The organism is Rhodococcus sp. C26F, from assembly GCF_053345925.1.
In genome coordinates this window covers 238,465-263,534 of the sequence record NZ_JBKFBA010000001.1, presented here as the reverse complement: position 1 = coordinate 263,534, position 25,070 = coordinate 238,465, and the positions used below count along the sequence as shown (strand labels likewise).

The window sequence follows — 25,070 nt, the reverse complement described above, 5'->3', positions numbered from 1 at the left end:
ACGACCCGGTGACCGTCTCGCACGCGGTCCGCACACTCACCAAGAGTGTGCGATCGGTGGCGACGGTCCGCTGGATCCAGCGAGGGTTCCGGCGTGCGGCCGGCACGCGACCCGACGGGACGACGATGCGCAACCTCATGGGGCAGGTCGACGGCACCGTCAATCCCGCGCCGCACAGCCCGGACTTCGACCGGCAGGTGTGGAATCCGGGTGACCCGCCGTGGATGGCCGGTGGCACCTCGCTCGTGTTACGCCGGATCCGCATGGAACTCGACACCTGGGACGAGCTGGACCGTCCCGCTCGGGAACTCGCCGTCGGCCGGCGACTGTCGAACGGTGCTCCGCTGACGGGTTCGGAGGAACACGACGACGCCGACTTCGAGGCCACCGACCGGTTCGGTATCCCGGTGATCCCGCCGGAATCGCACGTCGCGCGGGCGCGTCCCCGCACCGGCGACGAGCAGTTCCTGCGACGGGGGTACAACTACGACGACCAGGACGGCGCCGGATTGCTGTTCGCCACCTACCAGGTGGACGTGGAGCGTCAGTTCGTCCCGGTGCAGCAGCGCCTCGCCGAGCACGACGCGCTGAATCCGTGGATCACTCCGATCGGGTCGGCCGTCTTCCTCCTCCCGCCGGGATTCGGTCCCGACGGCTATCCCGGCGACGTCCTGCTGGGTGTCTGAGACAAGTCCGCGACGGATGTGGAATCGAGGTCTAGCCTCGATTGTGTGACCGAGATTACACAGATACGTCAAGGCTTCGCGTCGCTGCGGGAAGGCGGTCTGAACTGGGACGCCTTCCCGCTGCGTCTCTTCGCGAAGGGCAACGCAGCACATTGGGACCCGATGGACATCGACTTCTCCCACGACGCCGACGACTGGGCCTCGCTCAACTCCGAGCAGCGCCGCAGTTCGACCTATCTGGTCGCGTTGTTCGTCGCGGGTGAGGAGGCCGTCACGCAGGACATCCTCCCGTTCCTCCGCGCGATGGAGGCGGAAGGGCGGCTGGGCGACGAGATGTACCTGACGCAGTTCTGCTACGAGGAGGCCAAGCACGTCCAGGTGTTCCGTCGCTGGATGGACACCGTAGGACTCACGTCCGACCTGCATCCCTTCGTCGCCGAGAATCCCTACTACCGGAAGCTGTTCTACGAGGAACTGCCGCACAGCCTCCGCGTCCTCGACCGCGATCCGTCGCCGGCCAACCAGGTCCGCGCGAGCGTCACCTACAACCACGTCATCGAGGGCAGCCTCGCGCTGACGGGGTACTACGCGTGGCAGAAGGTGTGCACGAAGTTCGGGATCCTGCCGGGCATGCAGGAGATCATCCGGCGGATCGGATCCGACGAGCGCCGGCACATGGCCTGGGGCACGTTCACCTGCAGACGGCATGTGGCAGCGGACGATTCGAACTGGAACGTCGTGCTGCAGCGGATGGAGGAACTGCTTCCCCTCGCGACCGGCATGATCCAGTGGCAGAACGAGCAGTTCGACGAACAGCCCTACGGGCTCGACAACGACGAGTTCATCTCCTACGCGGCGGACCGTGCCCAGAGACGGCTCGGCGCAATCGAATCCGCGCGCGGACGTCCGCTCGAGGAAATCGATCTCGATTTCGCTCCTGCGGTGCTCGAGGAACGTTTCGGCGACGAGGACGCTGCCGCGCTCGCCGCGGTGCCCGCTCCCGACCGCGCCCCGGCGGAGCGAGCGGGGCAGTAGTCAGAGCAGCACGCCGGCAACGAGCGCGATCAACACGAGAACGGCGACGACCCCGATGACCACCGTTCTCGTGTTGCCGCCGCCGCTCTCCTCCTCGGTGTCGGCGGTGAGAACGGGAACGGGTGCGGACTCCTCCGCGGCGCCGCGTGCGTCCACGAAGTTCTCGGCCTCGACGCGCCGCTCCTCGAGTTCGCGCAGTCGCGCGAGACCGCCGGTGAGGACGTCGGTTTCGTCGTAGGAGGGCGGCAGCCCGATCCGGGTCTTGTTGGTCTCGCGTGCCGGGGTGAATCCGGCCGCGAGGATCGCTGCGCCGAGTGCCGCGGTCTGTTCCGGGCCCGGCCCGACGAGGCTGCGCACCGTGAGTTTCGTGGCGAGGCTGTTGGCGATCTCCTGGATGTGGGTGCGGTCGCGGGCGACGAGACCGTCGCCCATGACGACGACGGCCTCGAGATTGTCGGGCATCCAGCCGAACGATCCGAGGGCCGTGGCGAGTTGGGCCGCCGGGGACGGAGCGCCCTGAGCGGGGGTGCGGTAGGCCTTGCCGGCGGGCACGCCCGAACGTACGAGGGTGACGGTCGAGCCGCCGTCGTCGAGATGGAAGACCCCCACGAGCTGTCCTGGGGTCTCGGATATCTCGGAGGCGTACCAGGCGGCGGCCGCCTGCGCGTCGGACACGAGGTCGACGTGGCGCAGATCCGCGTAGTCCAGGGCCGCGCGCAATGTCGCGATGGTGTCCGGATCCCAGTGCGACGGGTAGGTCGCGGCGTAGCCGGGGTCGCTGTCGCGGTCCATGCCGCCGAAGGTCGGCAGCGGATGGCACTCCCGCAGCAGGCAGTGGATGGCAGTGGCCATCGCGTCCTCGGCGCGGTACATGCGACCGTCGCTCGCGGTGATGCCCGAGGCGTCGCCGACCCGCGTGAGGAAGCCCGCGATCGTGCGTGCTTCGTCCCCGTGCGCCACGCTGCCGAGCGACGTGTTGCCGTCGTGGTCGACGTGCAGGACGGAGTCGCGGGCGAGGACGACAGGGTCGGGAGTGCCGGGTTCGTTGGATGCGATGACCGCCGTGGACACGACTCGCCCGATCCGGAGGCCGACACCGATTGCCATGTCTTCCCTTCCTCGAGAGGCTGCTCGTCCGTCTTGCTGCCGAGGACCCGACTCGCTCCGGGTGCGCCGGACAAATGCACCGCTTCGGGCGCGAAGAACGATTGTGGCAGACAGGGAGGGAAGTGCCGACCTTACTTTCCGGTAAGTACGTGTTACAGTCCGTACCGCCGTGACGAGGGACACACGGCTCCGGTGGATCCAGGTGGAGGAACAACATGGTGGGGCGTGCTCGGAAGTGGATGGCCGCGGCGGTGACGTCGACGGTCCTCGTGGGCGGGCTTCTCGGAACCGCGACGACAGCGGGAGCCGAGACGGACTTCTATTTCCCGCCGGAACCGCTGCCGACGGGTGCCCCCGGCGACGTCCTGCGCACGGCACCGTCCGATCTGGCATTGCGCGCGCCGGTCGCCGAAGGCGTCTTCCCCGGTCAGGGCACCAAGCTGCTGTACCGCAGCAACGACGCCAAGGGCGCACCCAATGCGGTGAGCGGAACCTACATCGAGCCGTCGACGCCGTGGAACGGTCCTGGCGACCGGCCGCTCGTCGCGCTGGCCATCGGTACCCACGGTCAGGGTGACCAGTGCGCGCCGTCCCGCAATCTCGGGGCGCTCGTCAACTACAACCCGCCCCTCGACTTCTTCACCGAGTACGAGGTGCTGTCGATCAACGCGCTGCTGCTGCGCGGCATCGCCGTGGTCGTCACCGACTACGACGGTCTCGGTACGCCGGGGCACCACACCTACGTGAACCGCGCCGCCGAAGCCCACGCGGTGCTCGACTCGGTGCGCGCGGCGCTGAAGCTCGAGAACGCGTCGGTGACCGAGAAAAGCCCGGTCGGCCTCTTCGGCTACTCGCAGGGCGGCGGCGCGTCGGGCGCTGCGGCCGAGCTCGCACCCGAGTACGCGCCCGAACTGAACCTCGTCGGCGCCTACGTGGGTGCTCCGCCCGCCGACCTCGTGGCCACGCTGAAGCAGATCGACGGCACGCTGCTCACCGGTGCCATCGGGTACACGATCAACGGTCTGGCCGACGCCTACCCGGAGATCCGCGACGAGATCGACGCCGAGGTCAGCGATCGCGGCCGTGAAATGCTCGCCGCCGTGGCGGACCAGTGCGTCCCGGAGACGATCGCGAACTTCGCGTTCCAGCGCACCGGCGACTACACCCGCACGGGTGAGCCCCTCGACGTCGTGCTCGAGCGCCTTCCCCAGGTCCAGAAGATCCTCGCGGAGCAGCGCATCGGCAACCGCACGCCGGCCGTGCCCGTCCTGCTCCAGCACGGCACGCAGGACGACACCGTCCCCTACGGTCAGGGCCATCAGCTGGCGCTGGACTGGTGCGACAAGGGCGCGACGGTGCAGTTCCTGCCCAACACGACGCCGCCGATCCTGCCCGGCTTCATCATCAATCACGCGGTGCCCATGATCGGCGGACTGCCCGACTCCGTCGCGTACATCGAAGCGCGACTGCGCGGTGAGCCCGCACCGTCGAACTGCGGAGCCTTCTGACGATCCTTCGAATCCGCAATCGATCCGGCCCGCACTCCCTTCCGGGGGTGCGGGCCGGGTCCGTGTGCAGGGTCTACACCGAGTGACGGGTGTCGATGATCCGGCGTGCGACGTTCGTCTCGGTCGACGGGCCCGGTTCCCAGCGGGAGATCCACGGACCGGTGCCCTCGCTCGGATCGAGCACACCGCGCTCGAGCCACTCGTATCTGCCCTCGAGAACGCCGGCCGCGGTGCGCCGGTCCTCGGCGTCGGTGTTCGTCCACAGCGCGTCGAACAACTTCTCCACGCGCAGTCGCGACTGCTTGCAGAAGGCGTCGGCCAGTTCGAAGGCAGAGTCGGCTCCCGGATGCCCGTCCACGCGTTGCCGTTCGGCGCGCACGCACACGGCGGTCGCGGCGAACAGTTCGCCTCCGATGTCGACGATCCGGCCGAGGAAGTTCTCCCGCTTCTCGAGTCCGGCCTGCCAGCGGGCCATCCCGTAGAAGGTCGAGCGGGCGAGCTTGCGCGAACTGCGTTCGATGTACCTCAGATGCGGCGCCAGGGAACCGAATTCGTTGTAGGTTCGCGGTAGTTGCCCCTTGCCGGCGACGAGCTTCGGGAGCCACCGGGCGTAGAACCCGCTCGCACGCACCGCGGCCTGCGCCTTCTCCTTGCCCGTCGAATCGGGGTCGGCGAGTTCGCCGGCCGCACGCAGGTGGGCGTCGACCGCCTCGCGGGCGACGAGCAGACGCATGATCTCGCTCGACCCCTCGAAGATCCGGTTGATCCGCAGGTCGCGGACGAGTTGCTCTGCGGGAACGGCTCGTTCGCCGCGTGCAGCGAGCGACTCGGCGGTCTCGTAGCCGCGCCCGCCGCGGATCTGCACGAGTTCGTCGGCGATGAGGCATCCCATCTCGCTCGCCCACAACTTCGCCAGCGCCGCCTCGATGCGGATGTCGTTGCGCTGCTCGTCGTTCATCTGACCCGACAGTTCCACGACGGACTCGAGTGCGTAGGTGGTCGCGGCGATGAACGAGATCTTCGCGGCGACGGCCTCGTGCTCGCCGACCGGCTTGCCCCACTGCACCCGCTCCGACGACCATTCGCGGGCGATCTTCAGCGCCCACTTCCCGGCACCCGAACACATCGCGGGAATGGCGAGGCGACCGGCGTTGAGCGTCGTCAACGCGATCTTCAGCCCGTCGCCCTCACGCCCGATCAGGTTCTCCTTCGGAACCCGCACCTTGTGCAGCCGGGTCACGCCGTTCTCGATCCCGCGCAGACCCATGAAGGAGTTCCGGCGTTCGACGGTGATGCCGGGCGAATCCGCTTCCACGACGAAGGCGGAGATCCCGCCGCGATGGCCCTCGCTCTTCGGTACGCGGGCCATGACGACGAGCAGTTCGGCGACCACCCCGTTGGTCGTCCACAGCTTGACGCCCTCGAGTTCGTAGGCGCTGCCGTCCTCGACCGGGATGGCGGTGGACGCGAGTCGCGCGGGGTCGGACCCGACGTCGGGTTCGGTGAGCAGAAAAGCCGAGATGGCGCCGCGCGCGCATCGCGGCAGGAAGCGCTGCTTCTGCTCAGGGGTGCCGGCGAGCTTCAGCGGTTCCGGCACACCGATCGACTGATGGGCCGACAGCAGCGCGCCGATGCTGGGATGCACGCAGGCGACGACCGTCAGGGCCCGGTTGTAGGCGACCTGCGACAGCCCGAGGCCGCCGTACTCCTGCGGGATCTTCATGCCGAAGCAGCCGAGTTCGGCCAGCTCGCGGACGTATTCGTCGGGTATCCGTGCGTCGCGTTCGATGCGGCCGCCGTCCATCGAACTGCACGCGGCGCGCAGGCGTGCGAGGAACTCCTCGGTGCGGGAGTCCTCGTCGGGTGTCGGTCGCGGGAAGGGGTGGACGAGGTCGAGGGTGAGCCGTCCGAGGAACAGTTCCTTCGCGAAGGACGGCTTGTTCCACTCGGATTCGCGCGCCTGCTCCGCTACTTCACGAGCCTGCCGCTCGGTGACCTGTGGGGTTCGGACATCGGCGCTGTCTGCCATGACTGCCTCCGGGTCGCGTGCCTACTGGTGAGTATGCACCCGGATGTGTCGCTTATCACAGGTTCGGCCAAGTCGATCATGAAGCGGTCGGGATGTGAACGAGATCACTACCGCGGAGGTCGTCGGGGACGTGCCGGTACTCCCGGACGCGCCTACGCTCGAATCGTCACCGACGACGTGCCCCGCCCGTCACTCGCCGATCCCCATCGCGGATCGGAACGGAGGTGGCCATGGAATTCCTGGCCTTCGTCCCCGTCCTGCTCACTTTCCTCGGCGCGCTCTACTTCGCGGCGTGCCTCATCGTCGACCGCGAGATCCGATCCGCGGAACGAGAATTCGGCACCGCGGACGGCGATCAGGCCTCCGAGGTGTCGGTGGACTCGGGGGAGACCGGCGTCGACGCGGCCTGTCCGGTCGTCGTCGCGGCGGATTCCGCCGGCCGCACGCGCGGCGGTTCCGGAGCGATCGGAGGGTGAGCCGGACGGCGTCGCCGGTAGAACACGACCCCGCCTGCGGCCACGACGGCAACCGCGCCGGCGACGACGAGACCGACCCGCCTGCCCGTGCGCTCCGGACGCGAGGACGACTTCGCGGCACACCGCTCGGCCGCGGCCCGCCGGGCCACCGAGAGCAGTTCGCCCGCGACGTCCAGACCCTTGCGTGCTGCGAAGAGTCCGGCCGCACTCGAGCCCTGCGCGAGCGCTACCGCGCCCTCGCCGGCCACGCGGAGAGCACCCGCGAGATTGCCGGATTCGTCGTGGCGTCGCACGAATGCCGGAAGCCACACGTGGTCGGTCTCGGCATGAATCAGCTTGCTCATGCGTCCACTCTTCCATACCGCCCGGACCTGCGGTCGTGACCGGAGAGCGTGTCCCGCGCCGCCTGTCCTGCCCGGGAAGCGGGAAATGGCACCATGGTGGGGTGACTTCACCGCATCAGACAGCAACGGCCACGCTCCACACGAACCGCGGCGACATCGCGATTGCGCTTTTCGGCAACCACGCGCCGAAGACGGTCGAGAACTTCGTCGGCCTGGCTCAGGGCACCAAGGAGTACAAGACCCAGAACGCCAAGGGCGAGACCAGCGGTCCGTTCTACGACGGCGCGGTCTTCCACCGCGTCATCGACGGCTTCATGATCCAGGGTGGCGACCCCACCGGCACCGGTCGCGGCGGCCCGGGCTACCAGTTCGCCGACGAGTTCCACCCCGAGCTGCAGTTCGACCGCGGCTACCTGCTCGCGATGGCGAACGCCGGCCCGGGCACCAACGGCTCGCAGTTCTTCATCACCGTCGGCCCGACCCCGCATCTCAACCGTCGCCACACCATCTTCGGTGAGGTCGTCGACGCCGAGTCGAAGAAGGTCGTCGACGCGATCGCGACCACCGCCACCGACCGCGCCGATCGTCCGGTCGACGACGTCGTGATCAACAGCATCACCATCTCCTGAGAGAGTTCCCATGACGAACCCCGGCTGGGGCTCCGCGGCCGAGGGTGGTGGCCCGCAGCCCCAGCCGCGGTGCGTTCGCCATCCCGACCGCCCGACCCTTCTCGCCTGCTCCCGATGCGGCCGACCCGCGTGCCCCGAGTGCCTGCGTCCCGCCTCGGTCGGTCAGCACTGCGTCGACTGCGTCGCCGCGGCCGAACGGTCGACACCGCAGGCCCGCACCATCGCCGGCGCACCCGTCCGTTCCGATCGGCCCTCGCCGATCGTGACGTACGTGCTCATCGCGCTGAACGTGCTCGTCTTCGGCATCACCGCCGCGCAGTCGGGCAGCGTGATGACCAACGAGCAGGGCTCGGCGCTGTTCCTCGACTGGGCGTTGTGGCCGCCCATCATCGCCGCGCACGGCGAGTACATCCGGATCCTCGGCAGCGGATTCCTGCACTTCGGCCTGCTCCACCTGGCCGTCAACATGTTCGCCCTGTGGGTGATCGGACGCGACACCGAACTCGTGCTCGGACGCGCCCGGTACCTCTCGGTCTACCTCGTGTCGATCCTCGGTGGATCCGCCGCGGTGATGTTCATGGAGACCGGTGCGGTCACCGCCGGAGCGTCGGGAGCGGTCTTCGGTCTGCTCGGCGCGCAGGCCGTCATCCTGCTGCGCCTGCGTCGCAGCCCGGCACCCGTGCTGACCATCGTCGGCCTCAACGTGATCATCAGCATCACCATCCCGGGCATCTCCCTGTGGGGTCACCTGGGCGGTCTCGTCGCCGGTGCCGCCGTGACAGCGGCCCTGCTCTACGCCCCGCAGTATCTCGGTGCCGGCACCGACCGGGACCGCATCGTGCGCACCGGATGGATCGCGCTGGTCGCGGTCGTCGCGGTGACGCTGGTCGCGATCGTGCTCGCCGTCGTGCGGCTACGCGATCAACTGGGCGTCTGATCGGGCGCGAGATCGCGCACCGCCAGCGCGGCGTGCACGTTCCGCGGGTCGGTGCCCAGATCCCACCGGCCGAAGATCATCAGGTTCTCCGTGCCGGTCGCGGGGTCGATCGTGTCGATCTCGAGCATCGGCACGCGCCGCCCGAAGCGCGGGTACTCGACGATCCGCACGCGGTGCAGGGCCGCGCGTGGGAACTCGCGACGACCCGTCAACCGCATCGTCGCGACCCCCGTTCCTCCGGGGAGCACTTCGAGACGCGGACGCTGCCGCAGCGCGAGCGCGACCATCACGAGGACGAGCACCGCCGCGAAACCCACCAGTACGCGACCGGCCGCGTCGGGAACCGCAACCGCGGCCGTCACGGCCAAGGCGATACCGGCGGCCGACAACGCCGCTATCGCGGCGGGCGGCGTCGCCCACCGCAGCGCTGTCTCGTCGGGCATCTGCGTCCTCTTCCGATCCGTTCCCCGGGGACCTCTCACCGGGTTGTGCACAGTGTTATCCCCAGGTGGGGATGAATAACATCGGTGTAACCCGAGCGGGGTGGAGTTCAGCGCCAGTTCATCGTCATGATCAGACCGACCACCATGAACCCGAAACCGATCAGGAAGTTCCAGGCACCGAGATCGTTCATCCACGTGATCTGCTCGGCCGCGAGGTAGTAGACGATCAGCCACAGCAACCCGATGACCATCAGGGCGAGCATCACCGTCACGTACAACGTGCTCGACGGCGTGCCCTTGACCTTCACCGGTGTGCGGCTCACCGTCCGGGTCGCGGAGACGTCCTTCTTGCGAACCTTCGACTTGGGCATGGTGTCCTCGTTCTCACGTCTCCACCCGTCGCTCACGGATGGAGTGGTCGGTCAATTACCTGTTGAGATCACGCTAACGTAAGGCCAGGATCGGAGGTACGACGTGTCGGAACGACGACTGCGCGCGCCCGTGTGGGGTGTCGCGACCCTCGTCGTCTGCCTCGTGGCCGGTCTGCTCGTGGGTACCACCCGCGGAGTGTCCGAGGGCGACGAACTGCGCGCCGGCGACTCCCCGCGACTGTCCGATCTGGTCCGGGCCGCGCAGGAGAAGGCCGACGAACTGGCCGCCACCCGAGATGATCTCACCACCCGCATCGACGAACTCCAGGACCGTGCCGCGGTGAACGACGAGGACGTCGCCGCAGTGCTCGACGACCTGTCCGCGATCGAGGACCCGGCCGGACTCGTGGCCCGCCGCGGTCCGGGCGTGACCGTCACTCTCACCGACGCACCCCGCGACGCCAACGGGCGCTATCCGTCCGGTGCCTCACCCGACGATCTCGTCGTGCACCAGCAGGACGTGCAGAGCGTGCTCAATGCGGTGTGGGCCGGCGGTGCCGAGGCCGTGGCCATGCAGGACCAGCGGATCGTCGCGACGTCTGCACCACGCTGCATCGGCAACACGCTGCTGCTGCACGGACGCACCTACTCACCGCCCTACGTCGTCACCGCGCTCGGCGACCCGGCACGGCTGCAGGCCGCGCTCGACGCCGAGCCCGGTATCCGTATCTACAAGCAGTACGCGGCCCGCTATCAACTCGGCTACACGCAGCAGGCGTCGGAGGATCTGTCGGTCCCCGCCTACACCGGTAGTTCGTCCGCGCGCTGAGCGGTGCCCGAATCGGACACCGGGCGGGTCGCCCTCTACCGAGCACCGGGCGGGTCGCCCTGTAGCGAGCACCGGGCGGGTCGCCCTCTACCGAGCACCGGGCGGGTCGCCCTGTAGCGAGCACTGAGTACCCTCGTCTCATGCGCATTCTCGTCGTCGACAACTACGACAGCTTCGTCTTCAACCTGGTCCAGTATCTGGGGCAGCTCGGAACGACGGCCGACGTGTGGCGCAACGACGACGAGCGGCTCACAGCACCAGGTGCTCTCGCGCGGGTCGCGAAGGAGTACGACGGCATCCTCCTCAGCCCAGGGCCGGGCACACCCGAACGCGCCGGGGTGAGCATCGACCTGGTCAAGGCATGTGCCGACAGCAGCACTCCGCTGCTCGGTGTGTGCCTCGGCCACCAGTCCATCGGTGTCGCGTTCGGCGCGACCGTCGATCGCGCCCCCGAGCTGCTGCACGGCAAGACCAGCCTGGTCCGCCACAACGGTGCCGGTGTGCTCGCGGGCCTGCCCGATCCGTTCACCGCGACCCGCTACCACTCGTTGACCGTGCTGCCCGAGACGATGCCCGCCGAACTCGAGCCCACCGGCCACACGGAGACCGGCATCGTCATGGCCCTGCGTCACGCCGAGCTGCCGATCCACGGTGTGCAGTTCCACCCCGAATCGGTGCTCACCCAGGGCGGTCACCGCATGCTCGCGAACTGGCTCGCGGCCTGCGGCGAGGCACCGGACGAGACGCTCGTCGCGCGCCTCGAGGCGCAGATGGCACGCGCGCTCGACGGCGGAGCCGCCTGACGCACCCCATTTCCGACGAGAAAGGCGCCGGTCCTNCCGGCGCCTTTCGTCGATAGCTCGCTCAGCGGATGCCGAGCACACCGACGCCCACGGTGATGGGCTGGTTCTTCGAGATCTCCGAACCCGGCGGCTGGGCCTGCGTGATCACGGTGCCGACGAGATCGACATCGAGTGTCGCCTCACGCGTCTGCTGGAGCTGAGAGGCGTTGCCCGTCCAGCCGGCGCCGCGCAGAGCGGCGAGTGCATCCGACACCGACCGGTTGGTGATGACGGGCATCTCGATGCGGTCGCCATTGGACACCCGCACCGTCACCGTCGACCCCTGTTCGGTGGAGGCGCCACCGGCCGGGCTCGTCGACACGACGGTGCCCTCGGTCTCGCTGGAGTCGATGTTCTCGACGACGACCTCGAAACCGGCACCCTCGATGTTGTCGCTCGCCACCTCGACGGTCTGGCCCACGACGTTGGGGACGCGCACCAGTTCGGGGCCGGATCCCAAAGTGATGGTGATGGGGCTGTCGCGGTCGACGCTGGCTCCCGCACCGGGGCTCTGGTCGACGACGAGGTCCTCGTCGTCGGCATCCGACGGAGCGCGTCCGACGTTCGGGTCGAGCCGGAGACCGACGGCGGACAGCTCCTGGGCTGCGCGTTCCTGCGTCATGCCTTCGAGCCGCGGGATCTGCACCTGTTCCGGTCCTGTCGAGACCTCGAGGGTGACGGTCGAACCCTCCTCGGCCTGGCTCCCGGGCACGGGACGGGTGTTGATGACGTTGCCGTTCGCGACGACCGGATCGCTCTTCTGCTGGATCGAGACCCGGAAGCCGGCGTTCTGCAGCTGGCTCTCGGCGAGCTCGGCGGAGATGTTGCGGACGTCGGGCACCGCGACCTGGGCGGCCGTCGAACCGGGGCCGAGCGACCACAGGAAGACGCCGACGATACCGACCACGGCGACTGCGGCGATGCCGAGCAGCACCTTCTTGAGAACCGAGCCGCCGCCGGAATCCTCGGCGGGTGCCCCGGCGGCACCGGCGGCCGCGACGCGGCTGTGCCGCCCCGTGTTGTTGTCGACGGAGTCGATCAGCGTCGTGCGGTCCTCGTCGGTCATCACCATCGGCGCACTCGGACGCTGCCCGCTCAGCACGCGGATCAGGTCGCTGCGCATCTCCGCGGCCGACTGGTAGCGGTTCGCGGGGTTCTTCGCCATCGCCTTGAGGATCACCGAGTCGAGCTCGGGCGGCACCGACGAATTCACCGATGACGGCAGCGGCGGATCCTCCCGCACGTGCTGGTAGGCCACCGCGACGGGCGAGTCGCCCTTGAAGGGGGGCTCGCCGGTGAGGATCTCGAACAGGACGCAGCCCACCGAGTACACGTCGGACCGGGCGTCGACCTGTTCACCGCGCGCCTGCTCCGGGGAGAGGTACTGCGCGGTGCCGATCACCGCGGCGGTCTGCGTCATCGGGCTCGCGGCGTCGGAGATGGCCCGGGCGATGCCGAAGTCCATGACCTTCACCGCGCCGGCCTTGTTGATCATGACGTTGGCCGGCTTCACGTCGCGGTGCACGATCATGTTGCGGTGGCTGAAGTCCAGGGCCGCGCACACGTCGGCGATGATCTCCATCGCCCGCTTGGGGGTCATCGGCCCGTCGGCGCGCACGATGTCGCGCAGCGTGTCGCCCTCGACGTACTCCATGACGATGTACGGGAGCGGCCCGGCCTCGGTCTCGGCCTCACCGGTGTCGTAGACGGCGACGATCGCCGGATGGTTCAGCGCAGCGGCATTCTGCGCTTCGCGCCGAAAGCGCAGGTAGAATGTGGGGTCGCGTGCGAGGTCGGCACGCAACACCTTGATGGCCACATCCCGGCCGAGCCGCAGATCCCGCGCGAGGTGCACCTCGGACATACCGCCGAAGCCGAGGATCTCACCCAGCTCGTAGCGGGAGGAGAGCTTGCGGGGTGTGGTCATGACGTTCCTTGGTTGTTCGTACCGTTGCTGGTTTCGGATGAATTGTCGTCCCCTCCACCGGCGGCCTCGGGGTCGGTCTCGTCGTCGCCGTCACCCTCCGCGCCGCCCGTGCCGCCGTCGCCGCCACCCGTGTCCTCCGCTGTGGTGGTGGTCGTCGTCGTGGTCGGGGCGGTCGTGGTGGTGGGCGGTTGCGTCGTGGTCGGCTCGGTCGTCGGCTCCACCGTGGTCGTCGGCGGCTGCGTCGTCGTCGTGGTCGGAGGAGGTGTGAAGGTCTCCGTCTCGACGGGCGGCGGCAGCGGCACGAACGTCGTCGTGGTGGTCAGCGGCGGACGGGTCGTCGTGGTGGTCGCGCGGGTCGTGGTGAGTTGCGTCGTCGGCGACGGAGCGCGCGTGGGTTGCTCGTCGTCGCCACCGAACAGCACGATGCCCAGGGTCACGAGGGCGAGCACGACGGCCGCACCTGCGGCCCAGGCCAGCGCGGTGGGGCTCGGCATACGCCGGCCGCCGTCGTCGGCGGGCACACCCGAGGTCGGCGGACCCGCCACCGGCGGACGACCGGCGGTCGGCGGCTGAGCGGAGCGCGGAACCGACGAATAGGCCGTCTGGTCGTACTGCTGGGTGGGGTGCAGGGCACGGGTCGAGGAAGTGTGGGCCGTCGTCCCGGGCACGCCGGGCGGAAGCACGCGGTTGGCGCTGGTCACCGGCGGCACGTTGCCGGGCGGGGGCACGGGCCGTCCGGACCGCACCGCAGCGACGGCGTTGGCGAATTCGCCACCGTTCGAATAGCGGTAGGCGGGGTCCTTCGACATCGCAATCTCGATGAGTTCGCGCACCTCGGGCGGAAGATCCGTCGGCAGCGGTGCCGGGGTCTCCTGGACGTGCTTCATCGCGACGGTCACGACGCTGTCGCCGAGGAACGGGCGGCGTCCCGACAGCACCTCGTAGCCGACGACGGCCAGCGAGTACACATCGCTCGCGGACGTCGCCTCCTGACCCAGTGCCTGCTCGGGAGCGATGTACTGCGCGGTGCCCATCACCATGCCGGTGCGGGTGACCGGGGAGGCGTCGACTGCCTTCGCGATACCGAAGTCGGTGATCTTCACCTGGCCCGTCGGGGTGATGAGGATGTTGCCCGGCTTGACGTCGCGGTGCACCACGCCGGCGTTGTGGGCCGCCTGCAGGGCGCGTCCGGTCTGCTCGAGCATGTCGAGCGCGTGCGGCAGCGACAGGCGTCCGAGCCGCGACAGGACGGCGTTGAGCGGTTCGCCGTGTACGAGTTCCATCACGAGATAGGCGATGGACTGGCCCTCGGCGTCGGTGGTCTCGCCGTAGTCGAACACCCCGGCGATGCCGGGATGGTTGAGCTGGGCGGTGGTGCGGGCCTCGAAACGGAACCGGGCGAGGAAGTCCTCGTCGCCGGACAACTCGGCCTTGAGGACCTTCACCGCGACCCGCCGGTCGAGCCGGGTGTCGAGTCCTTCCCACACCTGACCCATTCCGCCGGTCGCGATGAGTCGCTGGAGACGGTAACGGTCGGCGATCATGGCGCCGCTGCTCAGAGCCATGTCAGCCTCCCTGTAATCCGGCCGAGATGACGGCCCGTCCGATCGGGGCGGCCACCGAGCCGCCGGTCGCGGCGAGAGCTCGGTCGCCGCCGTCCTCCACGATCACCGCGACGGCGATGCGGGGTTGTTGTGCAGGTGCGAATGCGATGTACCAGGTGTGCGGCGGGGTGTTCCGCGGATCGTTGCCGTGTTCTGCAGTGCCCGTCTTCGATGCGATCTGCACACCCTGGATGGCACCGCCACCACCGGCGTTGTTCTCGGCACCGATCATCAGGTCGGTGAGGGTCGCCGAGACCTCCGGCGAGATCGCCTGGCCCAGCGATTCGGGCTTGGTCTCCTCGAGCACCGTCAGGTCGGGTCCCTGCCGACGGTCGACGAGATACGGCTTCATGCGCACCCCGCCGTTTGCGATGGTCGCGGCGATCGACGCGTTCTGCAACGGAGTGAGGGCCACATCACGCTGACCGATGCTCGACTGGCCGAGTGCCGCGCCGTCCGGGATGGGGCCGACGGTGCTCGCCGCGACGGGCAGCGGGACGTCGAGGGTCTCGCCGATGCCGAGCTTCTCCGCCTGCGAGACCAGGGCCTCGCGTCCGTCGTCGATGCCCATCTCGACGAAGGCCGTGTTGCACGACCGTGCGAACGCCTCCCGCAACGTCACCGTCGGTGCGTCGCCGCACGCCGCTCCGCCGTAGTTCTCGAGGGTCGTCGCGGTGTCGGGCAGGGTGATCTGCGGTGCCGCGGTGAACTGCGTGTCGGGGGTGACGCCGTTCTCGAGCGCCGCCGCCGTCACGACGACCTTGAAGGTCGAGCCCGGAGGGTAGGTCTGGGAGATCGCGCGGTTGAGCATCGGCTTCTCGGGATCGGCGTTGAGCTCGTCCCAGGCCTGCGAGGTCGCGGCGCCGTCGTGTCCCGACAACCGGTTGGGGTCGTAACTCGGCGTGCTCACCATCCCGAGGATCCTGCCGGTGCTCGGTTCGATCGCGACCACCGAGCCCGTGTAACCCTTCGAGGTCAGCTCGTCGTAGGCCACCTGCTGAACGACCGGATCGATCGTGGACACGACGTTTCCGCCGCGCGGGTTGCGGCCCGACACCAGGTCGAACAGGCGACGACCGAACAGCAGGTTGTCGGAACCGTTGAGCAGCGAATCCTCGGACCGTTCGAGTCCGGTGCTGCCGTACTGCATCGAGTAGAAGCCGGTCACCGGCGCGTAGGCCAGCGGGCTCATCGGCTGGGTCGGCGGCGCCGGGTATTCGCGCAGGTACTTGTAGCGGCTGTCGGTGGGCACCGACACCGCGAGAGCCTGGCCGGCCGCGACGATCTGTCCGCGCTGACGGGAGTACTCGTCGATCAGCACACGCGAGTTGCGCGGATCGGTGCGGAGATCGTCGGCCTTGATGACCTGCACGTAGGTGGCGTTTGCGAGCAGCGCGACGACCATGAACATCACGGCCATCGCGACCTTGCGGAGCGGACCGTTCATTCGCGCCCCATCATTTCCGTCTTGGCCTCGGCGATCGGCGTGGGCGCCTTCTTACGGGGGATCGCGGGTTGGCGGGCAGCGTGCGAGATCTTCATCAACAGAGCCAGGAGCAGATAGTTTGCGAGCAGCGACGAACCACCGTAGGACACGAACGGTGTGGTCAGGCCGGTCAGGGGGATCAACTTCGTGACACCGCCGACCACCACGAACAGCTGGACGGCGAGGGTGAACGACAGGCCGGCGGCGAGCAGCTTGCCGAAGCTGTCGCGCACCGCCAGCGCCGTGCGCATGCCGCGGACGACGAGGATCAGGAACAACAGCAGGATGGCGGCCAGGCCGATCAGGCCGAGTTCCTCACCGATCGCGGCGACGATGAAGTCGGTCTTCGCGAACGGCACCTGCCCCGGCCGTCCGCTGCCCAGGCCGGTGCCGGCGACCCCGCCGGTCGCGAGACCGAACAGCGACTGGGAGATCTGGTAGCCGGTGTTGTTGTAGTCGGCGAGCGGATCGAGCCAGGTCTCCACGCGCACTCGCACGTGACCGAACATCTGGTACGCCGCGTAGAAGCCGACGGCGAGCAACGAGAATCCGATGATCAGCCAGCCGACACGTTCGGTCGCGATGTAGAGCATCACCAGCACGGTGGTGAACAGCAGCAGCGACGTGCCGAGGTCCTTCTCGAAGACCATCACACCGATCGAGATGATCCAGGCCGCCAGGATCGGGCCGAGATCGCGGGCGCGGGGGAAATCCATCCCCAGGAAGTGCTTGCCTGCGGTGGTGAACAGATCGCGTTTCGCCACGAGGACCGATGCGAAGAAGATGATCAGCAGGATCTTCGCGAACTCACCGGGCTGGATGCTGAAACCGGGCAGCCGGATCCAGATCTTGGCGCCGTTGACCTCGGAGAACCTGCTCGGCAGCAGGGCCGGGATCGCGAGCGCGATCAGGCCGATGAGACCGAGCGTGTAGCTGAACCGCGCGAGCAGGCGGTAGTCGTGCAGGAACACGAGCACGACGATGAACAGCGCGATGCCGAGCGCCGTCCACAGCACCTGCTGCGTCGCATCGGGCGACGGCGGCGGCAGGCCCATGTAGCGGGCGTTCTCCTGGTCGGACAGGTCGAGTCGGTGGATGAGCACGAGTCCGAGACCGTTGAGCAGCGCGACGATCGGCAACAGCAAGGGATCGGCGTACTTCGCGAAACGCCGGACCGCGAAGTGCGCGGCGAGGAACAGCGCCGCGAAGGTCACCCCGTACTTGAGCAGGTCGAGGGTCAGCGCCTGCTCCATCGAGACCTCGACGAGCATGAGCGACACGGTCGTGACACCGATGGCCGCGATGATCAGGGCCAGTTCGGTGTTGCGCCGGGTCGACTGGACGGGAGCCGGGGCGAAACCTCCCGGAGGGCTCGGGAAGGCCCCCACACCATGGGACACCGACATCAGGCGCCCACCCTGCAGTTCTGACCGGGGATCTGGGGCGTGGGCTCGGGAGCCGGCTCCATGTTCGGAGCGGGTTCTCCGGGAGTCGGTTCACCGGGCTGGGGTTCACCGGGCTGGGAGGCCGGTGCCGGTTGGCCCGGCTGCGGCTCACCGGGCGCCGGCGGCTGCACCGCGGGTGTCTCGGTGGGCGGAGTGCCGTTCGGTCCGGGAGCCGGCGTCGGCTCGCCCGGGCCGGGGGCCGGTGCGGGAGCAGGCTCGGGTTCCTCCGGAGTGCACACCGGCAGCAGGTCCAGTTCTGCGAGCCGCTGCATCTGCTCACGGGTGTCGTCGAGCGACCCCGACGGAAGACCGGCGCGGACCTGCTCGCGGGCGGCGGGCCACAGATCGTCGACGAGCATCACCCGGCACGACGCGCTGGCGGGATCGACGAGCGTGAGATCGCCCTCGTCGGTGATGCACCCGACCCGTGCGGCCTCCTGCAGCGAGTAGCCGAAGACGTCGCCGGGGATGCCGCGCAGCACGGTCACGCGACCGTCGTCGGCGCCGACGTAGTAGTTGTTGCGGATCAGCTGGCGGCCGACGAACAGACCGCCGACCAGCACCGCGATCACCACGACGGCGGCGGCGGGCCACCACAGACGGCTGCGCTTCTTCTTCGGCTCGGGCTCGGGGGCCTTGTTGATGACCCGCTTGGGCGTGGCGCGCGGCGGTCGCATCGCGGCGGCGCGACCCGCTGCGGTGTTCGGCGGGGGAGTGTCCTCGTCGTCGTCCGCCGATGCCGCACCGGCGACGATCGGATGCGACTGGCCGTAGTCGAGATCGATCACGTCGGCGACGACGACGGTGACGTTGTCGGGGCCGCCGCTGCGCAGCGCCAGCTCGATGAGCCGGTCGGCGCACTCGTCGTGCGTGCCCTGCCGCATCGTGTCGGCGATGGTCTCGTCGCTGACGACGTCGGACAGGCCGTCGGAGCACACGAGGTAACGGTCGCCGGCGCGGGCCTCGCGCACGGTGAGGGTCGGTTCGACCTCGCTGCCCGTCAGCGCGCGCATGATCAGCGACCGCTGCGGGTGCGTGTGCGCCTGCTCGGGGGTGATGCGGCCTTCGTCGACGAGCGACTGCACGAAGGTGTCGTCGCGGGTGATCTGGGTGAGCTGACCGTCGCGCAGGAGATAGGCGCGGGAGTCGCCGATGTGCGCGAGGCCGAGCTTGCTGCCGGCGAACAGGATGGCCGTGAGCGTGGTGCCCATGCCGTCGAGTTCGGGCTCTTCCTCCACCTGGTCGGCGATCGAGGCGTTGCCTTCGCGGACGGCCGCGGCGAGCTTGCCGAGGAGGTCGCCGCCCGGCTCGTCGTCGTCGAGGTGGGCGAGCGCCGCGATCATCAGTTGGGAGGCGACCTCACCGGCTGCGTGGCCGCCCATGCCGTCGGCGAGGGCGAGCAGGCGGGCACCGGCGTAGACGGAGTCCTCGTTGTTGGAACGCACGAGGCCGCGGTCGCTGCGGGCGGCATATCGGAGTACGAGGGTCACGGGCGGAGCTCGATCACGGTCTTGCCCACACGGACCGGGGTTCCGAGCGGGACACGGACAGCGGTGGTGACCTTCGCGCGGTCGAGATACGTGCCGTTCGTCGACCCGAGGTCTTCGACGTACCAGTCGGAACCTCGCGGCGACAGGCGTGCGTGGCGCGTGGACGCGTAGTCGTCGGTCAGCACGAGTGTGGAGTCGTCGGCACGGCCGATGAGAACCGGTTGGGTGCCGAGCGTGATCCTCGTGCCGGCCAGCGCGCCCTGCGTGACCACCAGGTACTTGGCGGTCTTGTTACGGCTCAGCGTCGGCAGCACCGACTGCTTGGGGGAGTAACGCGGGAGCGGTCGCGCGGCGCCGGCGTAGATGTCGGACCGGAGCGTGCGCAACACCGCCCATACGAACAACCACAGCAGGAGGAGGAATCCCGCTCGGGTCAGCTGCAGAATCAGCCCCTGCACGGTGCATCCTCCTTCGGGGTAGTCGACCGGTCGTGTTCCTGGTCGTGCGGTCACTCACAATACGGACACCGGACGACTCCATGCAGCGTCCGACGCGCTGTCACACGCGTCGGACGGTATGAACGGGTCCGGTCGGTCCTTCGATACCGGCTGATCAGAGGATGCGCACGAGGATCTCGGAGTGCCCGGCGCGAATCACGTCACCATCGGCGAGCTGCCAGTCCTGCACCGAAGCGCCGTTGACCGTCGTGCCGTTCGTCGACCCGAGATCGGAGAGCATCGCGACCTGGCCGTCCCAGCGGATGTCGATGTGGCGACGCGAGACGCCGGTGTCGGGCAGGCGGAACTGTGCGTCCTGGCCGCGGCCGATGATGTTGCTGCCCTCACGGAGCTGGTAGTAGCGACCGCTGCCGTCCTCGAGCTGGAGCGTCGCGGTCAGCACCCGACCGGCAGTCGGAGACTTGTAGCCGCCCTGCTGGTAGCCCTGGTCGTAGCCGGGGGCCGCGGCGGCGTAACCCTGGTCGTAGCCGCCCTGCTGCGCGCCGTACTGCTGGTCGTAACCCGGCTGTGCGTAGCTCTGCTGACCGTAGGCCTGCTGGTCGTAGCCACCCTGCTGGTAACCCTGGTCCTGGTAGCCCTGGTCGTAACCGGGCTGCGCGTAACCCTGCTGACCGTAGGCCTGCTGGTCGTAGCCACCCTGCTGCGGGTAGTCGTGGCCGTAGTCCTGGCTGTACGCCTGCGGCTGGGCGCCCTGGGCACCGTAGGCCTGCTGGTCGTAACCGCCCTGGTCGTAGCCGCCCTGCTGGTAGTCCTGCTCGCTGTAGGCCTGGCCGTACGCCTGCTGGTCGTACCCACCCTGCTGGTCGTAGCCGCCCTGAGCCTGGTCGTAGCCGGCGTTGCCGTAGCCCTGGTTGTAGCGCTGCTCCTGGCCGACGTGCGCGTGACCGTTGCGTGCGTACTGCGGTTCCGCCTCGGCGGGGTCACGGCTGGGGTCGTAGCCGGGGTTCTGCGTCATTGGGCCAGCTCCTGGTTCAGAGGTCACGGGTGGGCGGTTCTGTGGGTTCCGCGGTGACGGAGCACGCGTCGCTGAGCGCCCCGCATCGGGATCTACCGAGCCGCGAGTCCGGAACTGCCCGGTGTGCAGTGCCGACGACGACTCGAAGACGACTTGGATCTCACCGTATGTCTGCCATCCCTGTTCTCGGATGAAGTCCTCAAGGTGACGGGAGAATGCCTTCACAGTCAAGTCCCGATCCGCTGCGAGGGCGTCGTGATCGGTTTCGCTGATCGTGATGACGTAGTGATTGGGGGCGAGCATGTGGCCCCGATCGAGCTGTTGGACGCCGTCCGTTGCCTCCTGCTGCAGCGCCGCCTCGACTTCCTGGGGCACGACGCCGCCGCCGAACACGCGGGCGAAAGCGTCGCCGATCGCGGCCTGGAGTTTGCGCTCGAAGCGCTGGGCGATACCCATGGCGACCCCCTTTCCGTACTCAGCGTGTCGCAACGCAGATCTCGTCACTGCATGGTATCCACTTTCCCCCGGATTCGACCCTGCGGTATTCGGCACGTCTCCGACGGATGTGCTCAGCGATCGGGCCGGCGGCGCCCGCAGCCCTCTGACCAGGCGAATAGTTGTTTGGCTTCGGTGTGTGTTACTGTTTTCGGCGTTGCTCGGGCGAGTGGCGGAATGGCAGACGCGCTGGCTTCAGGTGCCAGTGTCCTTCGGGACGTGGGGGTTCAAGTCCCCCTTCGCCCACAGGGTGCAGTTCCACGAACTGCGACGGACGAGGTCACGAACTCTTCGGAGATCGTGACCTCGTTTTCGTTTATCCGGCCCCGATCCGATGCCCTTCTCGGCCGTGCTCTACTGGGGCGGTGATGGCCCGGTGACCCCCGACACGGCAGATATCGGCGAGATCCTCATCAGCTCGCGCTCCCTGGACGAATACCGGTCGATGTTCGACCTCTCCGACGACGATCTGTCGCGGAGGATCCTGGACTGCCCGGCCGGCGCGGCGGGGTTCACCGGCGCGGTGAACCGCCTCGGTGGTGACGTGACGGCCTGCGACACGGCCTACTCCGACTCCGACGCGAAGCACCTCGCCGTCGTTGCCGCTGCTGAGACCGAGCGCGGGAACCGGTACATCCGGGACCACGCCGAGAACTACGACTGGACGTTCTTCGCCGACCCCGACGAACACGCACGGGTGCGGCGGCAGGTGGTCCGGGATTTCGCCGAGGACATCCGTCGGCATCCGCACCGATATGTCGCCGGGTGGTTGCCGTCCCTGCCGTTCCCCGATGCGGTGTTCGATCTCGTGCTCAGTTCGCACCTGCTGTTCAGCTACGCCGACCGACTCGACCGCACCTTCCACCTCGACGCGATCCGGGAACTGATGCGTGTCGCCCGGGACGAACTGCGCATCTTCCCGCTCGTGGAGTCCGGAACCTCGGTCCTCTGCCCCTACCTGGACGAACTGCTCACCGACCTCCGGGAACACGGCATCGACGGTGAGGTCGTGGAGGTCGACTACCGATTCCAGAAGGGCGCCCACCACATGCTGGTGTGCCGCCGCATCGGGTTTCCCTGAGCGAAAGGAAGGGCGCAGGGTGGCCGCGCCCTTCCCGATCCGGCTACTCGCTCGACCAACTCCGCGGTACCGGCACTCCGGTGGGTACTCGCGTCCGTCGATTGCCGTGCGCGCCGGCGAGTTGCGGTCCGGTGAGATACAGCGCGAGGGACAGATCGGCGTCCTCCACCCGCGCGCCGCGGAGATCCGCGCCGAGCAGGTCCGCTCCCGCGAGGTCGCATTCTCGGAGGTCGGCGCCGATGAGCAGTGCATTCCGCAGGTCGGCGCCGCACAACCGGTAGGCACGCAGATCGGTGCCGACGAGGTCGGCGCCCGGGACGAGATCGGGATTCATCCGTCCGTCGTCCGCGAAGTACGAAGCCCGCACCTCCGCACTGACCTCCATGAGGACCGATCGAACGGATGCACGCATCTCGTCGGTCTCGAGGGACTCGAGTTCGTCCACGCTCCGGCGGGTCTGGGAGGCAAGAGATTCGACGAGCTCCCGCGCGTCGTCGGCGATATCCGGATCGTAGGTACGTTGCTGGGCTTCGAGCAGGTGCCACATCATCTCGTGCAGTTCTTTCACAACGGCGAATGCCGAGAACATCCCGTCGCGGGTCTCGGGTCGGTCCCGCCAACTCACGCCGGCGAACAACCGCTGGGAGACCACCTGTCCCGCACCGAAACAATCGAAGACAGTGCAGCCGCGGAAGCCGCGGGACGACAGCGTCTCATGGATGGTGCACGAGAAGGACGCATCGAGATGCCGGCACGGCGACCCGGCAGGCTTGTCCTCGGCGAAATCCGAAGACCTCATGAATGCGAAAGCCGTGCAACACAATGCGAAGCAACGGCTGCAGTCACCCCGAAGTTCGGATCGGTGACCGGTCGGTGATGGGGACGAGTGACGTGATGGGATGAGCATGTGAACTCCGAGAGTCGATTCCGATGCATGACGGGACCGGGGAACCCTGGCGCGGGTTCCCTCTCGGGGCACACGGAATCACCGCCGCCTGCAAGCGCGGTTCGCGGACGGCGCGGGACATCTGTCTCACGGATACACGGTGCTGATCACTGGCCACGACGATACCGGTCGGCACGCGCGGTGTCAGCGGGCCGGACTGCTGTCGTCGAACCTCGGGAGGACCCCGCGTTCAGACGCTCGCCTCGCGCGACCCCACCTGCGTCAGGGAGAGGCGCAGCAACTCGCCGAGGGCGTCACGACTACGCGTCAGGCACGCGATCCGGCCGTCGAGGTCCTCGCCCGGACGGCGCCGGAACCGTCTCCGTGATCCGGGCAGCGGCCGATGACTTCGCGGGGTTCACGGGGTCTTCCTCTTCGTACCGGTCGATCGGGATGTGAGGAGAAGAAAGTGGGCCAGTTGCTGCGAGTGCAGAACTTTTCGGTGTCGAGCGACGGCATCGGTGCGAGGGAGGACCAGAGCTTCGAGAGTCCCTTCGGTCTGGATCCGGGTCCGATGTTCGAGTGGGCCGGCGCCACGGCGAGTTGGCACCTGCGGACCGAACCCGGCGGGAGCCGCGGGCTCGACGACTACTTCATCCGGGACTTCTCCTGCAATATCGGCGCGGAGATCATGGGACGCAACAAGTTCGGTCCTCAGCGGGGTCCGTGGCAGGACCACGAATGGCAGGGTTGGTGGGGTGACGAGCCGCCGTTCCATACCCCCGTGTTCGTTCTGACCCACCACGAACGTCCGTCCTTCACGCTCTCCGACACCACCTTCCATTTCGTGAACGGTGAACCGGCCGCGGTGCTCGAACAGGCTCGCGCCGCCGCGGAGGGCAAGGACGTCCGACTCGGAGGTGGCGTCTCCACCATCCGTGAGTTCCTCGAGGCCGATCTGGTCGACACCATGCACGTCGTGGTGGCGCCGGTGCGGTACGGCACCGGTCTGAAGCTCTGGGAATCCCCGGACGAGCTACGGGACCGTTTCCACCTCGAGGTCGTGCCCAGCGCGAGCGGGGTGGTGCATCACCTGTTCTGGAGGAAGTGAACGCCCGCGACCGGCGCATAATGGGAGATGGGGGTAGGAGGTCGTCATGCGTGCTCTGAGTGGCCTACTGGATGTCGTGCTCGGACTTCTCACCGCCCTGCTCGGCACCGTTCTGGGGATCGTCGCCGCCGTGGTGATGCTCCTGGGTGCGGTGTTGTGCGTGACGATCCTGCTGATCCCACTGGGCATCCCCGTCATCCGGCTCTCCCGCCGGCTGTTCACCCTCGCCGGGAAGATGATGCACGTGCCGTGACGTCCCGCGACGAATCGACTACGAGGCGCTCGACCGTCTCGTGAGGCGCTCGGGCATGTCGTCCACCGGCTACGGAACCTCTTCGGAGCGGCCCCNGCGGGGCCGACTCTTGCAGCCGTCACGATGTCATGCGCCTCTACCTGCGCAAATAGCCTGAGCATCCTGTCAGTTGCCGTACATACCCTAGGGGGGTATGGTATCCGGCAGGACGACCGACGCGACAAGGACGACTCCGATGCCGAATACCCCGAGCGAGACCGTGCACACCGATGCCGTCGCACACGACGACGCGCATCAGCACAGCTATATCGCCAACAACACCAAGGCCGACTACCTCAAGCGACTGCGTCGCATCGAGGGGCAGGCCCGCGGTCTGCAGCGGATGGTCGAGGAAGAGAAGTACTGTATCGACATCCTCACGCAGATCGCGGCGATGAAGAAGGCCCTCGAGGCCGTCGCGCTCGGTCTGCTCGACGAGCACATGGCGCACTGCGTGGCCGGTGCCGTGCGCGCCGGCGGCGACGAGGCCGACCTCAAGTTGAAGGAAGCCAGCGACGCCATCGCGCGACTCGTCCGTTCCTGA

General features: G+C 68.3%; 24 protein-coding genes and 1 tRNA gene. 12 read left to right on the top strand and 13 right to left on the bottom strand.

Going from position 1 to position 25,070, the window contains the following annotated elements:
- Together ACLBYD_RS01180 and ACLBYD_RS01175 are read left to right on the top strand one after the other, a co-directional pair.
- On the top strand, window positions 1-686 hold a 686-nt coding region (locus tag ACLBYD_RS01180; RefSeq protein ID WP_447815089.1), incomplete at its 5' end, for a Dyp-type peroxidase.
- A gap of 45 nt (window positions 687-731) precedes the next feature.
- Complete coding sequence (locus tag ACLBYD_RS01175) at window positions 732-1,721, top strand: R2-like ligand-binding oxidase (RefSeq protein ID WP_258259963.1); 990 nt, start codon at window positions 732-734, stop codon at window positions 1,719-1,721.
- On the opposite strand, the gene ACLBYD_RS01170 is transcribed toward ACLBYD_RS01175, so the two are convergent.
- Window positions 1,722-2,828, bottom strand: a complete 1,107-nt coding sequence (locus tag ACLBYD_RS01170; RefSeq protein WP_447815088.1) for a hypothetical protein — start codon at window positions 2,826-2,828, stop codon at window positions 1,722-1,724.
- A gap of 215 nt (window positions 2,829-3,043) precedes the next feature.
- On the opposite strand from ACLBYD_RS01170, the gene ACLBYD_RS01165 reads away from it, so the two are divergent.
- On the top strand, window positions 3,044-4,336 hold the full coding sequence (locus tag ACLBYD_RS01165) for an alpha/beta fold hydrolase (RefSeq protein ID WP_447815087.1): 1,293 nt from the start codon (window positions 3,044-3,046) through the stop codon (window positions 4,334-4,336).
- 73 nt (window positions 4,337-4,409) lie between these two features.
- Here ACLBYD_RS01165 and ACLBYD_RS01160 read toward each other — a convergent pair whose 3' ends face one another.
- Both ACLBYD_RS01160 and ACLBYD_RS01155 read right to left on the bottom strand, forming a co-directional pair.
- Complete coding sequence (locus ACLBYD_RS01160) at window positions 4,410-6,365, bottom strand: acyl-CoA dehydrogenase family protein (protein WP_447815086.1); 1,956 nt, start codon at window positions 6,363-6,365, stop codon at window positions 4,410-4,412.
- 355 nt (window positions 6,366-6,720) lie between these two features.
- The gene (locus ACLBYD_RS01155; RefSeq protein WP_447815085.1) at window positions 6,721-7,185 is read right to left on the bottom strand and encodes a hypothetical protein; all 465 of its coding nucleotides are present in this window, start codon (window positions 7,183-7,185) and stop codon (window positions 6,721-6,723) included.
- Between the two features lie 101 nt (window positions 7,186-7,286).
- Between ACLBYD_RS01155 and ACLBYD_RS01150 the strand changes: the two genes are divergently transcribed.
- Together ACLBYD_RS01150 and ACLBYD_RS01145 are read left to right on the top strand one after the other, a co-directional pair.
- On the top strand, window positions 7,287-7,814 hold the full coding sequence (locus ACLBYD_RS01150) for a peptidylprolyl isomerase (RefSeq protein ID WP_024102562.1): 528 nt from the start codon (window positions 7,287-7,289) through the stop codon (window positions 7,812-7,814).
- A 10-nt stretch (window positions 7,815-7,824) separates the two neighbouring features.
- The gene (locus tag ACLBYD_RS01145; protein ID WP_447815084.1) at window positions 7,825-8,751 is read left to right on the top strand and encodes a rhomboid family intramembrane serine protease; all 927 of its coding nucleotides are present in this window, start codon (window positions 7,825-7,827) and stop codon (window positions 8,749-8,751) included.
- Here ACLBYD_RS01145 and ACLBYD_RS01140 read toward each other — a convergent pair.
- Together ACLBYD_RS01140 and crgA are read right to left on the bottom strand one after the other, a co-directional pair.
- Window positions 8,736-9,194: a PH domain-containing protein gene (locus tag ACLBYD_RS01140; protein ID WP_447815083.1), complete on the bottom strand. Its 459-nt coding sequence runs from the start codon at window positions 9,192-9,194 to the stop codon at window positions 8,736-8,738. The genes ACLBYD_RS01145 and ACLBYD_RS01140 overlap by 16 nt on opposite strands.
- A gap of 107 nt (window positions 9,195-9,301) precedes the next feature.
- The gene (crgA, locus tag ACLBYD_RS01135; RefSeq protein WP_006550938.1) at window positions 9,302-9,565 is read right to left on the bottom strand and encodes a cell division protein CrgA; all 264 of its coding nucleotides are present in this window, start codon (window positions 9,563-9,565) and stop codon (window positions 9,302-9,304) included.
- A gap of 103 nt (window positions 9,566-9,668) precedes the next feature.
- Between crgA and ACLBYD_RS01130 the strand changes: the two genes are divergently transcribed.
- Both ACLBYD_RS01130 and ACLBYD_RS01125 read left to right on the top strand, forming a co-directional pair.
- On the top strand, window positions 9,669-10,394 hold the full coding sequence (locus ACLBYD_RS01130; RefSeq protein ID WP_447815082.1) for a DUF881 domain-containing protein: 726 nt from the start codon (window positions 9,669-9,671) through the stop codon (window positions 10,392-10,394).
- Window positions 10,395-10,534: 140 nt separating this feature from the next.
- Window positions 10,535-11,197 (top strand): aminodeoxychorismate/anthranilate synthase component II, encoded by a 663-nt coding sequence (locus tag ACLBYD_RS01125; protein WP_447815081.1) that lies wholly within the window; start codon window positions 10,535-10,537, stop codon window positions 11,195-11,197.
- Between the two features lie 61 nt (window positions 11,198-11,258).
- Here ACLBYD_RS01125 and pknB read toward each other — a convergent pair whose 3' ends face one another.
- The 7 genes from pknB to ACLBYD_RS01090 all read right to left on the bottom strand — a co-directional run bounded on the left by pknB (window position 11,259) and on the right by ACLBYD_RS01090 (window position 21,117).
- Entirely contained in the window at window positions 11,259-13,163 is a 1,905-nt protein-coding gene (gene pknB, locus ACLBYD_RS01120) for a Stk1 family PASTA domain-containing Ser/Thr kinase (RefSeq protein ID WP_145690339.1), read from the bottom strand.
- Complete coding sequence (locus ACLBYD_RS01115; protein ID WP_447815080.1) at window positions 13,160-14,728, bottom strand: serine/threonine-protein kinase; 1,569 nt, start codon at window positions 14,726-14,728, stop codon at window positions 13,160-13,162. The genes pknB and ACLBYD_RS01115 overlap by 4 nt, the downstream gene beginning before the upstream one ends.
- Before the next feature lies 1 nt (window position 14,729).
- Window positions 14,730-16,214: a peptidoglycan D,D-transpeptidase FtsI family protein gene (locus ACLBYD_RS01110; protein ID WP_106200896.1), complete on the bottom strand. Its 1,485-nt coding sequence runs from the start codon at window positions 16,212-16,214 to the stop codon at window positions 14,730-14,732.
- A complete protein-coding gene (locus tag ACLBYD_RS01105; protein ID WP_447815079.1) occupies window positions 16,211-17,659 on the bottom strand; it encodes an FtsW/RodA/SpoVE family cell cycle protein in 1,449 nt (482 codons plus the stop codon). The genes ACLBYD_RS01110 and ACLBYD_RS01105 overlap by 4 nt, the downstream gene beginning before the upstream one ends.
- Window positions 17,659-19,188, bottom strand: a complete 1,530-nt coding sequence (locus ACLBYD_RS01100) for a protein phosphatase 2C domain-containing protein (RefSeq protein WP_447815078.1) — start codon at window positions 19,186-19,188, stop codon at window positions 17,659-17,661. Before ACLBYD_RS01100 ends, ACLBYD_RS01105 begins: the two co-directional genes overlap by 1 nt.
- Window positions 19,185-19,646, bottom strand: coding sequence for an FHA domain-containing protein FhaB/FipA (locus ACLBYD_RS01095; RefSeq protein ID WP_006550946.1), 462 nt, complete (start codon window positions 19,644-19,646; stop codon window positions 19,185-19,187). Before ACLBYD_RS01095 ends, ACLBYD_RS01100 begins: the two co-directional genes overlap by 4 nt.
- Before the next feature lie 154 nt (window positions 19,647-19,800).
- The gene (locus ACLBYD_RS01090) at window positions 19,801-21,117 is read right to left on the bottom strand and encodes an FhaA domain-containing protein (protein WP_447815077.1); all 1,317 of its coding nucleotides are present in this window, start codon (window positions 21,115-21,117) and stop codon (window positions 19,801-19,803) included.
- A gap of 202 nt (window positions 21,118-21,319) precedes the next feature.
- Between ACLBYD_RS01090 and ACLBYD_RS01085 the strand changes: the two genes are divergently transcribed.
- A tRNA-Leu gene (locus ACLBYD_RS01085) sits at window positions 21,320-21,402 on the top strand.
- A 130-nt stretch (window positions 21,403-21,532) separates the two neighbouring features.
- Window positions 21,533-22,237: a hypothetical protein gene (locus tag ACLBYD_RS01080; RefSeq protein ID WP_447815076.1), complete on the top strand. Its 705-nt coding sequence runs from the start codon at window positions 21,533-21,535 to the stop codon at window positions 22,235-22,237.
- A gap of 43 nt (window positions 22,238-22,280) precedes the next feature.
- Here ACLBYD_RS01080 and ACLBYD_RS01075 read toward each other — a convergent pair whose 3' ends face one another.
- Window positions 22,281-23,036 carry a pentapeptide repeat-containing protein gene (locus tag ACLBYD_RS01075; RefSeq protein ID WP_231911987.1) on the bottom strand — a complete coding sequence of 252 codons (756 nt, stop codon included), beginning with the start codon at window positions 23,034-23,036 and terminating at the stop codon, window positions 22,281-22,283.
- Window positions 23,037-23,592: 556 nt separating this feature from the next.
- On the opposite strand from ACLBYD_RS01075, the gene ACLBYD_RS01070 reads away from it, so the two are divergent.
- The 3 genes from ACLBYD_RS01070 to ACLBYD_RS01060 all read left to right on the top strand — a co-directional run bounded on the left by ACLBYD_RS01070 (window position 23,593) and on the right by ACLBYD_RS01060 (window position 25,070).
- Window positions 23,593-24,234: a dihydrofolate reductase family protein gene (locus tag ACLBYD_RS01070; RefSeq protein WP_064256026.1), complete on the top strand. Its 642-nt coding sequence runs from the start codon at window positions 23,593-23,595 to the stop codon at window positions 24,232-24,234.
- 46 nt (window positions 24,235-24,280) lie between these two features.
- The gene (locus ACLBYD_RS01065; protein WP_006553307.1) at window positions 24,281-24,487 is read left to right on the top strand and encodes a hypothetical protein; all 207 of its coding nucleotides are present in this window, start codon (window positions 24,281-24,283) and stop codon (window positions 24,485-24,487) included.
- A gap of 235 nt (window positions 24,488-24,722) precedes the next feature.
- Complete coding sequence (locus tag ACLBYD_RS01060; RefSeq protein ID WP_024102573.1) at window positions 24,723-25,070, top strand: metal-sensitive transcriptional regulator; 348 nt, start codon at window positions 24,723-24,725, stop codon at window positions 25,068-25,070.

Excerpts from the sequence above, each read along its gene's own strand:
- ACLBYD_RS01170 (WP_447815088.1), bottom strand. The coding sequence starts at position 2,828 with ATGGCAATCGGTGTCGGCCTCCGGATCGGGCGAGTCGTGTCCACGGCG.
- ACLBYD_RS01165 (WP_447815087.1), top strand. The coding sequence starts at position 3,044 with ATGGTGGGGCGTGCTCGGAAGTGGATGGCCGCGGCGGTGACGTCGACG.
- ACLBYD_RS01160 (WP_447815086.1), bottom strand. The coding sequence starts at position 6,365 with ATGGCAGACAGCGCCGATGTCCGAACCCCACAGGTCACCGAGCGGCAG.
- ACLBYD_RS01155 (WP_447815085.1), bottom strand. The coding sequence starts at position 7,185 with ATGAGCAAGCTGATTCATGCCGAGACCGACCACGTGTGGCTTCCGGCA.
- ACLBYD_RS01145 (WP_447815084.1), top strand. The coding sequence starts at position 7,825 with ATGACGAACCCCGGCTGGGGCTCCGCGGCCGAGGGTGGTGGCCCGCAG.
- ACLBYD_RS01140 (WP_447815083.1), bottom strand. The coding sequence starts at position 9,194 with ATGCCCGACGAGACAGCGCTGCGGTGGGCGACGCCGCCCGCCGCGATA.
- crgA (WP_006550938.1), bottom strand. The coding sequence starts at position 9,565 with ATGCCCAAGTCGAAGGTTCGCAAGAAGGACGTCTCCGCGACCCGGACG.
- ACLBYD_RS01125 (WP_447815081.1), top strand. The coding sequence starts at position 10,535 with ATGCGCATTCTCGTCGTCGACAACTACGACAGCTTCGTCTTCAACCTG.
- pknB (WP_145690339.1), bottom strand. The coding sequence starts at position 13,163 with ATGACCACACCCCGCAAGCTCTCCTCCCGCTACGAGCTGGGTGAGATC.
- ACLBYD_RS01115 (WP_447815080.1), bottom strand. The coding sequence starts at position 14,728 with ATGGCTCTGAGCAGCGGCGCCATGATCGCCGACCGTTACCGTCTCCAG.
- ACLBYD_RS01110 (WP_106200896.1), bottom strand. The coding sequence starts at position 16,214 with ATGAACGGTCCGCTCCGCAAGGTCGCGATGGCCGTGATGTTCATGGTC.
- ACLBYD_RS01105 (WP_447815079.1), bottom strand. The coding sequence starts at position 17,659 with ATGTCGGTGTCCCATGGTGTGGGGGCCTTCCCGAGCCCTCCGGGAGGT.
- ACLBYD_RS01090 (WP_447815077.1), bottom strand. The coding sequence starts at position 21,117 with ATGGGTATCGCCCAGCGCTTCGAGCGCAAACTCCAGGCCGCGATCGGC.
- ACLBYD_RS01075 (WP_231911987.1), bottom strand. The coding sequence starts at position 23,036 with ATGAGGTCTTCGGATTTCGCCGAGGACAAGCCTGCCGGGTCGCCGTGC.
- ACLBYD_RS01065 (WP_006553307.1), top strand. The coding sequence starts at position 24,281 with ATGCGTGCTCTGAGTGGCCTACTGGATGTCGTGCTCGGACTTCTCACC.
- ACLBYD_RS01060 (WP_024102573.1), top strand. The coding sequence starts at position 24,723 with ATGCCGAATACCCCGAGCGAGACCGTGCACACCGATGCCGTCGCACAC.